8 protein-coding genes are annotated in these 12735 nt (G+C 51.3%); 6 read left to right on the top strand and 2 right to left on the bottom strand.

Features of this window, described 5'->3' with window-relative positions:
• Positions 1-154 precede the first annotated feature (154 nt).
• Genes ABD880_RS06530 through ABD880_RS06520 form a run of 3 tightly spaced genes read left to right on the top strand, consistent with a single transcriptional unit; the run spans position 155 to position 1864 of the window.
• Positions 155-964, top strand: a complete 810-nt coding sequence (locus ABD880_RS06530; RefSeq protein ID WP_345163845.1) for a metallophosphoesterase family protein — start codon at positions 155-157, stop codon at positions 962-964.
• A gap of 2 nt (positions 965-966) precedes the next feature.
• The gene (locus ABD880_RS06525; RefSeq protein WP_345163843.1) at positions 967-1563 is read left to right on the top strand and encodes a hypothetical protein; all 597 of its coding nucleotides are present in this window, start codon (positions 967-969) and stop codon (positions 1561-1563) included.
• Positions 1564-1609: 46 nt separating this feature from the next.
• On the top strand, positions 1610-1864 hold the full coding sequence (locus tag ABD880_RS06520) for a hypothetical protein (protein WP_345163841.1): 255 nt from the start codon (positions 1610-1612) through the stop codon (positions 1862-1864).
• A gap of 745 nt (positions 1865-2609) precedes the next feature.
• On the opposite strand, the gene ABD880_RS06515 is transcribed toward ABD880_RS06520, so the two are convergent.
• Together ABD880_RS06515 and ABD880_RS06510 are read right to left on the bottom strand one after the other, a co-directional pair.
• Positions 2610-4217: a catalase gene (locus tag ABD880_RS06515; RefSeq protein ID WP_345163839.1), complete on the bottom strand. Its 1608-nt coding sequence runs from the start codon at positions 4215-4217 to the stop codon at positions 2610-2612.
• A 432-nt stretch (positions 4218-4649) separates the two neighbouring features.
• Positions 4650-5909, bottom strand: coding sequence for an exonuclease SbcCD subunit D C-terminal domain-containing protein (locus ABD880_RS06510; protein ID WP_345163837.1), 1260 nt, complete (start codon positions 5907-5909; stop codon positions 4650-4652).
• Positions 5910-6175: 266 nt separating this feature from the next.
• Between ABD880_RS06510 and ABD880_RS06505 the strand changes: the two genes are divergently transcribed.
• From ABD880_RS06505 to ABD880_RS06495, 3 genes are all read left to right on the top strand, one after another.
• Complete coding sequence (locus ABD880_RS06505; protein WP_345163835.1) at positions 6176-7741, top strand: amino acid permease; 1566 nt, start codon at positions 6176-6178, stop codon at positions 7739-7741.
• 206 nt (positions 7742-7947) lie between these two features.
• A complete protein-coding gene (locus ABD880_RS06500) occupies positions 7948-10995 on the top strand; it encodes an amidohydrolase family protein (protein ID WP_345163832.1) in 3048 nt (1015 codons plus the stop codon).
• 13 nt (positions 10996-11008) lie between these two features.
• Entirely contained in the window at positions 11009-12346 is a 1338-nt protein-coding gene (locus tag ABD880_RS06495; RefSeq protein ID WP_345163830.1) for an amidohydrolase family protein, read from the top strand.
• The last annotated feature ends 389 nt before the right edge of the window (positions 12347-12735 follow it).

Here is a 12735-nt window from a genome sequence, read left to right as displayed (position 1 = left end):
GTCTTTCCCTATATAGCCACCAATCCATACAAACAATCCTTCATGCATCGCCTTTAAAGAAACGTCACATTTCTTTGCAGGCTTCACCTTGCCAAAAGAAAAGAAACGGTCTTCTAGATTTCTTTCCGTTTGACGCCAAACCCGTGAACCACCTATGAAACGCTTGCCCCTTTTAGTGCCCTTTCTGTTCTTGCTTTTCTCTTCTTGTGAGAATCTCTTTGAGTACCATCCGCACCAGATCATTCTGGAGGACGATGAAAAAGACCTCACCGCCGTCAACCTGCAAAAACTGAGTTCCCAGTCACCAAACGACACCCTCAAGTTGATTGTGATGGGAGACACGCAGCGCTTTTATGATGCCACCGTTGATTTTGTGCACAAGGCCAACACGTTCCAGGACATTGATTTTGTAGTGCACCTGGGCGATATCTCAGACTTTGGCATGACGCAAGAATTCAAGTGGGTGCATGACATCATGCAAGACCTCAAGTGGCCGTACCTCACCGTCATTGGCAACCATGACATGCTGGGCAACGGACGAAAGCTCTACCGCAGAATGTACGGCGAGCTTAACTATTCCCTGGTGTACGGGCATACCAAATTCGTCTTCTTAGACACCAACGGCCGCGAGGATGGTTTTCAAGGACGCGTGCCGGATCTGGATTGGCTTTCTGCCCAACTCACGCCGGCCCCCGCCGAAACCTGGCAGCAAGCCGTGGTCATTTCGCACGCCCCGCCCTTTGACAGCGACTTTGACAAACAACTAGAACTACCCTATCACCAGACGCTGGTGAAAAGCCAACGGGTGCCTTTGAGTTTGCACGGTCATCGTCATGGCTGGGATACGGAGAAAAAGTATGACGGCGAGGTGCTGTACCATGTAACCACCAGCGCCAAAGGCCGCGGGTTCACCTATCTTAAAATCTGGCAGGGCGGCTACAGCCTGGAAAGGGTATCGTTTTAAGTATGAAGCGTTCTCTACTTTTTGCCTTCGCCTTATTGCTTTCAGTTGAAGGGTTTGGGCAGTCATTGCCAGATAGCGGGTATGTGGCGCCTTCGCCGTATTACGTGAAGGCTCAGTTTGCCGGTGACATTGGGTTGTTGTCTGTGGGCATTGGCAGAGAGTCTTTCAATAGAAAGTTAACCACTGATGTTTCTGTAGGCTACCTACCCGAAAGTGTGGGCGGCGATGCCATTTTTACGGTGGCGCTCAAGTCTACCATGCTTCCATTGAAGCCAGTACGGATCAAATCCCTGGATTGGTACTACCTCACCGCAGGCGCCCAGGTGAGCTACACCTTTGGCGACGAGTACTTTGCCTGGGAAGGCTACCTGAGCAAGTATCCCAATTCTTATTACCGCTTCTCCACGGCCTTGAGCGTGTACGTTTTCGCTGGTGGACAGGTGGATTTCATGCGCGTACCCAAACTGCAGAAGTTCAGCGCCTATTATGAAGTAGGTGCGCCCGGCGAGTACGTGATTTCTTATATTCAGAACCCTAAATACCTGGGCCTGGGAAAAATCTTCCATCTGGCCTTGGGCGTTAAAATGGCCTTGCGCTAGATTGCTAGGAGTTTCGTATAAAAGGGAATTACAAGATTATACCCTCATGGAGAAAGACCTTCCTTTGCTGGATGCCGTGCAAGACGCTTTAGCCACGCGCAAGTCTGTGCGCATCCAATACGTGACAGACATTCATGAATACCTCACCGTCACGGCGCTCATCAAAGATCTGCACGAAGAAGAAAGTGGTTTGGTGCTGGAATTGGCCACTGGCGAAAAACTCAGATTTGATCAACTGATACGGGTAGGGCAAACCAATTCCTCTAAATACGACGCCCGGGATTTTACGTGTGATTGTTAGAAACGAGCCTTCGTTTTTGGCCTGTTTTCTGGGAAATAGACCAAAAACCGTATACTTCCTCAATCCACTTGGCGTAGGGCAGATTCTCCCCTTGAGGATTGCCTAAACGAGAGTTTAAGGCACCGAGCTTAGCTCAGTATAGGGGTGTTTACATCAGTAAGTCATACTCGCCGTAGTTGGTGTTCTCACCAATGACCTAAACTGCGACTCAAGTTGCTCTGTCCCCCCTTTGAAGGGGGTAGGGGATGACCACTTCATCTGGTTCTTAGCGCCTCTGCCTCCCAAATCTTTCCTTACAAAACTTTCCCTTTCTTACTTCCTACCCAGGTTGGTTACTTTTCTCCTTGATGAGAAAAGTAACCAAAAGAATCAAGAGCCCCCGAACTCGCTGACCGCTCAAACAGGGCGGGGGCTCGGAGAGGTGCACCTGGCTGGCGTGATTCGTTTCATAGTTGGCTTACGCCTCAGCCTATTGACAAGCCACTGCTTTCTCTCTCGGTAAAAGAGGCCTAAATTGACCGGCCTCTGTTACCTCAGTCGAGGGTGATTGAGTTGATGATGGAGAGGTTGCAATTCCTTCATCGCCCTAAGGGGCGGGAGACAAGGCAGTGCCTGGTCTCTACGGTGAAATTTAGTATAATCCAATCTTGAACATCCAATTAATCCTGTACATCCTGCTCCGTAATAGAAAAGCCACTCCCAGAAGGAGTGGCTTTTCTCAAGCTCTATTTAAAACGCATTAAACTTAGTAAGGTCTTGCAGAGTGAGAGACGTCTTTGGCCTCTTGTACGCCGGCCTCTGGCGAGGTAGCGCCAATAGGGCCTTTGTCCTCTGGAGACTTGGTGGTTTTGGCCAGGCCTTCGGCTACGCGTCTGCCGTAGTCAGCGTCTGCCAGCGTGAAGTGCTCAATCATCTTGTCCTGGATGCGCTTATCTGCCGTAGCCAGGGTAGACACAAGGTTGCTGATTAATTCATCGCGCTCCCAGTCCTCAAAGTTGCGGTAGGTGTCACCAGCCTGCTTAAAGTCATTGGTGCGGTCAATTTTGGCGCGTACTAAGTTGGCCTCATAGCGCGGCGTATAGTCCTTGCCTGCTTTTGGTGCTTCTTTCACGCCCCCCAGGATAGACGGCTCATAGTTCACGTGCGGGTTTTGGCCCTGTTGCGTATCTACGTTGAAGGCCATTTGTCCGTCTCGCTGGTTGGTGGCTACGTGCGTCTTGGGTGCGTTGATGGGTAGTTGCAGGTAGTTGGCGCCTACGCGGTACCGCTGGGTGTCTGAGTAAGAGAAGGTACGGCCCTGTAACATTTTGTCATCAGAGAAGTCCAGACCGTCTACCAAGACCCCGGTACCAAATGCCGCTTGCTCCACTTCTGCGAAGTAGTTCTCTGGGTTTCGGTTCAAGGTCATCTTGCCCACCGGCAGGAACGGGAATTGGTCCACTGGCCACAGTTTGGTGTCATCCAACGGATCAAAATCTAGTTCTGGATGGTCGTCATCAGACATGATCTGCACGCACAGTTCCCACTCTGGGTAGTTGCCTTCTTTGATGGCTTCAAACAGGTCTTGGGTTGCGTGGTTGAAGTTCTTGGCCTGGATGGCTTCAGCTTCTTTCTGGGTCAGGTTCTTGATGCCCTGCAAGGGCTCCCAATGATATTTCACCAGTACGGCCTGACCATCTGCGTTCACCCATTTGTAGGTGTTCACCCCAGAGCCTTGCATCTGGCGGTAGTTGGCCGGAATGCCCCACGGCGAGAACAGGAAGGTGGCCATGTGCGTGGATTCTGGCGTGCTGGCAATGAAGTCAAAAATACGCTCGCCGCTCTGAATGTTGGTTACCGGGTCTGGCTTCTGCGAGTGAATCAGGTCCGGGAACTTCATGGCGTCTCTAATGAAGAAGATCTTCAGGTTATTGCCTACCAGGTCCCAGTTACCGTCCTCGGTGTAGAACTTAACGGCAAAGCCGCGCGGGTCACGCAGGGTCTCTGGCGAGTGACCGCCGTGGCCCACGGTAGAGAAGCGCACAAACACAGGTGTCTGCTTGCCTTTCTCCTGGAACAAACGGGCACGGGTATATTTGGCGATTGGTTCATCACCCACTTTTCCGTAGGCGGTGAAGACGCCGTGCGCCCCGGCGCCGCGGGCATGCACTACGCGCTCAGGTACGCGCTCACGGTCAAAGTGCGATATCTTCTCAATGAAATGGTAGTTCTCTAGAGTGGCCGGACCACGGTTGCCGATGGTGCGCAGGTTCTGGTTGTCTGTTACCGGGTGGCCTTGGCGCGTGGTAAGGGTGGGGCGGCCTTCCTGGTCTTTGCCAGACTGACCATTGGTCTTATTTTGGTCTTTTTCCATAGGATGAGTGAGTTTTTGGTAGTAGTTAATTAACGATTGCCTTGTGGAGAGGTTCTGAGTATTCGTCACGTTTCCAGGTGCTTAACTATAACCAGTCTTAAAAAGAAAGGCCAGAAGCTCTGAATCCATCAAATCTATCTTTATGTGAGTGTAAAGGTGCCGAGTCTGGTTTTATATATCAAATTGATAAAAATGATACTATTATAGACTTGTGCTATAATGATACTTGTTGGATTAGATGCGCTTTGATGGTCAGGGTTCTATCTAATAAGAGGAAGCACGCGAGCGAGCAATTACTGTTTAGGCAGTAATTAAAGAAAATTGAAGGGAGGAGTTTCTAAGGACTTACCAGAAGCAGAAAAGCGTTTTTGGCCTGTTTCTAAGAAATCAGGCCAAAAACGCTTCTAAATAGGGGATGGTATGGAGTTTACCTCAAGGCTTATCAATGGAGGGAGCCACGGGTTCTAGCATTTGGTCAGCCTGCGGCATTAACTCTAACAATTCATCAAAGGTGGAAACAAGGTCTTGGTAGGTGTCTTGTTCCAGGGCTTCCTCGCATCTCTTAAGAAAGACGTCCTTCGGTTTTAGGTCTGCCAGGTCTTGCTCTGAGGGCAGTTGCTGGTCCAGGCTCTGGCTGTCTATGGTGCGCAGGGGGCGGTGCATGAGCAACTGTACCTGGTCTTGTAGCTTAAATGCCTCATGCAGTTTGGCAGTATGGTCGTGCAGGTTGTGCTCGTATTGCAACTGTACCTCGGCCCAGGCAGGCAAAGCTGTATCACTGTTGTCAAAAGCCAGGATTTTGGGGAAAACCTCGTCAATGGTGCCTTTAAAGCGGACCAGTTGGCGCCAGCAGGGAATTAGCAGTTCTTTGATGCTGGATAACTCGGCGCCTTCAAATTCCAGGATGACCACCTGTTTTTTGTCTGTGATCTCAGAGAAGCTCAACGGAATAGGCGAGCCGCTGTACCGGATGTGCGGCATTTTGTTCACCACCTGCGGCCTATGCAAATGGCCCAGGGCCACGTAGTCAAACTCCCTGGGGAACTGGTTGCCGCAAATCTGGCCCAGGTTGCCCACATGGATTTCCTTCTCGCTGTCAGAACCGCTTCCGCCGGCGGCAAATAAATGACCAGTGGCTAAAACCGGAATGCCCTGCTGCTTAAAGTGCTGTACCAGGGGTACTAGTTGGTGATAATGGTCGCAGATGCCTTGCTTGAGGCGGGCCTCACGCTCCTCTGACGTCTCGCCGGGCACTGAGAGGCGCACGTCCTTGTCCCGCAGGAACGGTACGGCGCACACAACGGCTTTGGGTTGAGATTCCTCGTCCGTCAAGACGATCACCTGGTCTTCACAGTTGGAGGGCGCGCCGCCCACCACGTGCACCTTGTAATGGCGCAGGAGTTCTGCCGGGGCGTTCAGGGTAGAAACGGAGTCATGGTTGCCGCCTATGATCACCAGGTCCTTGCAGCAGGTGTCCTTTACTTCACGCAGAAAATCATAGTAGAGCTTGAGTGCGGCATTGCTGGGAAAGCCGGTGTCAAAGACGTCGCCGGCAATGAGGAGCAGGTCTATCTTCTGATCGCAGATGGTCTGGCAGAGCCAGGTCAAAAAGGCGCGATGCTCTTCCAGGCGCTCATAGTTGGCCAAGCGTTGTCCTAAATGCCAGTCTGCTGTGTGTAGTACCCGTATCATGCCGCTTCTGTCTATCTCTGTGGTGTGCAAGAGCCCGAAGATACAAAAGCGCCTTGAATTCCACTCGGCCAAAATGGGGACTTCAGGCTTTCGTTTTTGGCTTATTTTTCAGAAACCAGACCAAAAACGCCGCGAAAAAATACGGATGCCAGCCTCCAAAAACCGGCCTATCTGCGTTGCTTCTATTAAATTGTCCTTATATTAGCCCCTTCAATCCCCTTGTATTAACTAACCAAACCAAACACTTCTTTAATTTTTAAGCTTTTATGGCAAACCAACTTTTCGCTAGGAAGTCAATAGACAAGCTTAGCGCAGACGCCTTTAGTGAGGGCGCCCACAGTCTAAAACGCACCTTAGGGCCAGTGAACCTGGTGGCTTTGGGCGTAGGGGCCATCATAGGGACGGGTATCTTTGTTCTTACCGGAAGCGCGGCCGCAGAATACACCGGCCCTGCTATTGTATTGGCCTTTATTTTGGCGGGCTTGGGCTGTGCGTTTGCCGGTCTTTGTTACGCAGAATTTGCGTCCATGATTCCTATTGCCGGATCTGCCTACACCTACGGGTATGCTACCCTGGGTGAGTTTGTGGCCTGGATCATTGGCTGGGATTTGATTCTTGAATATTTATTTGGTGCCGCCACCGTGGCCGTGGGTTGGTCTGGGTACGTGGTTTCCTTCTTGCGTGACTTTGGTGTAATTGTGCCGCCAGAATGGTGCAACGCCGTGGGCATTGAGTTGGCATACGTGACGCCAGCGGGTGCTAGCTCAGGTACTTGGATGCCTATTACAGAGCAATTGACCGCTACTTTGGCCGCACAGGGCACTAATATTGCCACCTTGCCGCACGCAACCGGTATCTTTAACCTGGTGGCGGCTACGGCCATTGCCCTGGTAACTATCCTGTTGGTGATTGGTATGAGCGAATCTGCCAAGTTCAACAACGTGGCCGTTATCATTAAGGTGGGCGTGGTGCTCTTGTTCATCATGGCTGGTGCCAACTGGCTGTTTGGTCACCCAGAAGAAGCTGCCGCTAACTGGACTCCGTTCATCCCAGAAAATAAAGGTGGCTTTGGTGAGTACGGCTGGTCTGGTATTGTGCGGGCCGCGGGGGTAATCTTCTTCGCGTACATTGGTTTTGACGCCGTGTCTACCACCGCTCAAGAAGCCAAAAATCCTCAGCGCGACATGCCTATTGGTATCTTAGGATCTTTGATCATCTGTACGGTGCTCTACATCCTGGTTTCTGGTATCTTGACCGCCATGGTGCATTACAGCCTCTTGAACGTGCCTGAGCCTATTGCCGTGGGTATTGAGAAAACCGGTTACACCTTCTTGCGTGACTTGATTAAGATTGGTGCCATTGCGGGTCTTTCTTCTGTAATGCTGGTGATGTTGATGTCGCAGCCGCGTATCTTCTACACCATGTCTAAAGACGGTTTGTTGCCTCCAATCTTTGGTAAGCTGCACCCACGTTTCAAGACGCCGCACGTGAGTACTATCTTGACTGGTACTATCTGCGCCGTGGTAGCTGGGGCTTTCTCCGTGACAGAACTGGGTCATTTGGTGTCTATTGGTACGTTGCTGGCCTTCGTGATTGTGTGTGCCGGCGTTTGGTACCTGCGCGTGAAAGAGCCAGACCGCGTACGTCCGTTCAGAACTCCGTTTGTGCCGTTGGTGCCTATCTTGGGTATTTTGGTGTGCTTGGGAATGATGGCCGGCCTACCCATTGAAACCTGGTACCGACTGTTAGGCTGGATGGCCATTGGTATTGCCATCTACTTCTTGTACGGTAAAAAACACAGCGTAATCCGCCAGGAGAATAACCTGGAATAAGGACAGTATAGAATTTGAAGAAGCCCGCCGCTTAACAGCCGGCGGGCTTCTTTGTTTTTACGGTTTTCGTTTTTGGCTTCTTTTAAGGAAAATAGGCTAAAAACAAAGGATTCTTGCGGGCATTGCTTTTTTGCCCCTGCTATATTTAGTAGATTCCCTGCTACAAAAGATTCACATCCAGATACCTACTACACAAACTCTAACCAATGAAAAAAGTAATCCTCTCCGCGTTGGCCGTGGCGGCGTTGTCGCTACAGAGCCGGGCCCAGGAGACGTTTCCCCGCAATGGGGTGTATGATGAGCGCAGCGGTCTGCGCGCCTTCACCAATGCCACCATCTATGTAGACTACCAGACCAAACTGGAAAACGCCACGCTGGTCATCAAAGACGGCAAGGTAGCCGCCGTGGGCACCAAAGTTACGGTGCCGCAAGGCGCCTACGTGGTAGACATGAAAGGCAAGACCATCTACCCGGGCTTTGTAGATCCTTTCTCCAGCTATGGTTTGCCAGCGGTTACCCGCACTGGTGGCGGCTGGAACAGCCCTCCACAGGCAGAATCAAAGAAAACCGGCGCCTACAACTGGAACCAGGCCATACGCCCTGAGACCAACGCCGCCGAGCTGTTCAAGGTAGACGACAAAGCCGCAGAAGAACTAAGAAAAATGGGCTATGGCGCGGTCCTCACCATCCATCAGGACGGACTTGCCCGCGGAACCGCCTCTTTGGTTTCTTTAGCCAACAAAAGAGAGAACCAGGTTATTCTCTTGGACAGAGCCGCTGCTGCCTTATCCTTTGACAAAGGTTCATCAACGCAGGAGTACCCTGGCTCCTTGATGGGATCGGTGGCCTTGTTGCGCCAGACCTATCTAGACGCGCAATGGAACGCCAAGAACCCAGACAAAGAGCAGAACCTGTCCTTGAAAGCCTTCACAGATGCCAATAAACTGCCCCAGATCTTTGAAGTAAGCAACAAGCTCAACGCCGTGCGCGCCGATAAGGTGGGCGATGAGTTTGGCTACCAGTACATCTTTAAAGGCAACGGGGACGAGTACCAGATGCTGCCAGAGATTAAGGCCACCAAAGCGCCGTTCATTGTGAGCCTGAACTTTCCGGATGCCTACAACGTGGAAGACCCGTATGAGGCCCGCCGCATAGGTTTAAGCGACCTAAAGCACTGGGAAATGGCCCCGGCCAACCCGGCCATGCTAGCCAAAGAAGGCGTGGTGATTGCCTTCACCTCATCAGATTTGAGAGACAAGTCTAAGTTCTTGCCTAACCTGCGCAAAGCTGTGCAATATGGTTTGTCAGAGCAGGAGGCTTTAAAGGCCATCACACTTACGCCCGCGCAGTTAATCAAAGCTGAGAAATACGTGGGTAGTCTGCGCGAAGGCATGCAGGCCAATTTTGTCATAGCTTCTGCCAGCCTGTTTGACAACAGCGCCGTGCTTTTAGAGAACTATGTGCAGGGTGAGTCATACAAAATCAACGAGACGCCCGGCGACTACCGCGGCGTGTACTCCTTGCGCATTGGCAATCAGCCAGAGCGTAAAATGATCATTGGTGGCACCGCCGAAAAACCAGACGTGAAGATTGTAGCCACTGATACCATCAAAGGCACGCTCTTCTTGTCTGGCGACCAACTGACATTGGCTTTTGCCCCTACCAAGAACGGCAAGGAAAGCATTAGACTGAGCGGCTGGAGCACCGGCAAAGGTTTCCAGGGCGAAGGCCAGAACATTGATGCCCAGCAAGTGAAATGGACAGCGCAACTGTCTGAGGCCGCTACGGCTCAGGCCAAGAAAGAAGCAGCCGCCAAAGCCGCTGAAAAGATTGAAATGGGCGCCATAGTGTACCCTTTCGCGGATTTTGGACGCACGGCCATGCCAACTTCTGAGGCGGTATTGATTAAGAACGCCACCGTCTGGACCAATGAGAAAGAAGGTAAGCTAGAGAATGCTGATGTGTTGCTGAGAGGCGGTAAGATTGCGCAGGTAGGCAAAAACCTATCGGCCAAGGATGCCAAAGTGATAGACGGTACCGGCAAGCACGTGACGCCGGGCATCATTGACGAACACTCGCATATTGCCCTGGACGGCGTGAACGAAGGAACGCAGTCGGTGACCTCAGAAGTGCGCATGGCAGATGTAGTGAACCATGAGCAAGTAAACATCTATCGCCAATTAGCGGGTGGGGTGACTACTTCTCAACTACTGCACGGCTCGGCTAACCCCATAGGTGGCCAGAGCGCTATCATTAAATTGCGCTGGGGCCAGGCACCTGAAAAGCTGATGTTCCAGGGCGCAGACGGGTTCATCAAGTTCGCTTTGGGTGAGAACGTGAAACACTCTAACCGCTCGCCGGTGTACAACATTCGTTTCCCGCAAACTAGAATGGGCGTGGAGCAGGTGATGATAGATGCCTTCCAGCGCGCCAAGGAATATGAGAAGTCCTGGACCGCTTACAACAAGCTGTCCAAGTCGGCTCAGAAGAAAGCATCGGCCCCGCGCCGTGATTTAGAGCTGGATGCGCTGGTAGAAATCCTGAACGACAAGCGCTTTATCACCTGCCACTCTTACGTGCAGTCAGAAATCAACATGATGATGAAAGTGGCTGACCAGATGGGCTTTAACGTGAATACGTTCACGCACATCTTGGAAGGCTACAAAGTGGCGGATAAAATGAAAGCACACGGAGCTGGTGCCTCTACCTTCTCTGACTGGTGGGCTTACAAGATGGAGGTGAAAGACGCCATTCCGTACAACGCCGCCATTATGCACAACGTGGGCGTGACCACGGCCATCAACTCAGATGACGCCGAGATGGCCCGTCGCCTAAACCAGGAAGCCGCCAAGACCATGAAATACGGTGGCGTGTCTGAAGAGGATGCCCTGAAAATGGTGACCTTGAACCCGGCCAAACTACTGCACATTGACAACAAAGTGGGTAGCTTGAAGCCTGGCAAGGACGCCGATGTGGTATTGTGGAACGAGCATCCCTTGTCTATCTACGCCCGTCCAGAGAAGACCTTTGTAGACGGCATTGCTTACTTTGATTTAGAGCAGGATAAGACCATGCAGGACAACCAAGAGAAGGAGAGACTGCGCATCATCCAGAAAATGCTGGCGGCCAAAGCACGTGGTGAGAAAACCCAGGCCCCAGCCGTGGGTAGACGCGGCGCCCAGGTGTTGCATTGTGAGGATGTAGAAAACGGTGCCCAGGAAGCTTTGTATGAATCTGAATACCACAAAAACTAAGGAGGACCTAACCATGCAATTGATAGAAACCTCTGTGGTATCCAATAAGAAAACCAACATGAAAAAGACAGCCTTGCTCATTGCATCGCTCTTGATAGGCAGTTCGGCCTGGGCTCAAGTGCCGGTGCCCGCTGTTAAGCAGAACAAAGCCACGGTATTGACTGGTGCTACCTTGCACGTAGGCAACGGACAGGTGGTAGAGAAAGCCGCCATTGCCTTTGACAACGGTAAGATCACGTACGCCGGTCCAGCTTCTGGTTTCAATGCCGGAGCCACAGCCTATGAAAAAGTAGACGTAGCAGGCAAGCATATTTATCCGGGCTTGATTCTGCCTAACTCCCAATTGGGCTTGACAGAGATTGAATCCGTGCGCGCCACCTTAGACCAGCAGGAAGTGGGCATCTTCAACCCGAACGTGCGCTCTGTAGTGGCCTACAACACTGATTCTGACATCACACCCACTTTGCGTTCCAACGGCGTTTTGATGGCGCAGGTGACCCCGGTGGGCGGCATGATTTCAGGCTCTTCCTCGATAGTGCAACTAGACGCTTGGAACTGGGAAGACGCCTTGATTAAAGCCGACGGTGGCATTCACTTGCGGTGGCCGGGTATGGTGCCTATGGGGGACACCTCGCCGCAGGCGGTACAGCGCAAGCAACAGCGTGACGCGGGCTTACAGCAATTGACTTCTTTGCTTTCTGAGGCCTCTGTGTACAAGAACCAGAAGAATGACAAGCAGAACCTGCGCCTGACATCTATGACCGGTTTGTTTGACGGTAGCAAGAAGTTGTTCATTCACGCTGATTATGGCAAAGAGATTGTTGAGGCCGTACGCTTCGCGCAGAAAGCTGGCATCAAGAACATGGTGATTGTAGGTGGCGGCGACGCGCTAATGGTAGCTGACTTCTTAAAGGAGAACAACATTCCGGTGATCTACTCAGGCGTGCACGCGCTGCCTGCCAGAGCCGGAGATGACGTGTACCTGCCTTACAAAATGCCGGGTTACTTGCAGAAGGCCGGTATCTTGTTCTGCCTGGACTATGACGCCAGTTTGCACGGCACGCGTAACCTTCCGTTTATTGCCGGTACGGCCGTGGCCTTTGGTCTGGACAAAGAGGCGGCCCTCTCTTCGGTGACCTTGAATGCCGCCAAGATTCTGGGAGTAGACAATCAGGTAGGTTCCCTGGAGGTAGGTAAGGACGCTACGCTGGTGGTTTCTGAAGGCGACTTGCTGGACATGCGCACTAACAAAGTAAGCCACTCTTACATACAGGGCCGCAAACTCAACCTCACCGACAAGCAACAGTACTTGTATGAGAAGTTCAACAACAAGTATGAGGTAGGCAAATAGTCACTCCTATCCACTTCTACCAAGAGAGCTACCTAACAGGTGGCTCTCTTTTTTTTGGCCCGTTTTTAGCCTGTTTTCTAGAAAAGCGGCTAAAAACGGATCTGGAAACTGCTGGAATGGTTTTTACAGGCGCACCGCTTGGAATAGAAATATTTGTATAATGGAATAAGAAGAAGCATTTCTTAAGTAGGGTAAGTTGCAGGTCCTTGATAATTTCTGTCCTTTAGTAATTATTAAAGAACTTAACTATTCAAAAATACCTTTCACAGGAAGTTGCTGGCTGGTTAATTGCACTAAATTATTTTTAAACTAGAGTATTTGCAGTATTTTTTTTGGATGTCTGTATTATAAATGCATTTAGATGCTTGTTGTTTGATTGAATGCTAAAT

The sequence above is a fragment of the Nibribacter koreensis genome, assembly GCF_039541795.1.
GTDB lineage: Bacteria > Bacteroidota > Bacteroidia > Cytophagales > Hymenobacteraceae > Nibribacter > Nibribacter koreensis.
Note: the sequence above shows the minus strand (reverse complement) of the source record. Positions and strands in the feature narration are given on the sequence as shown.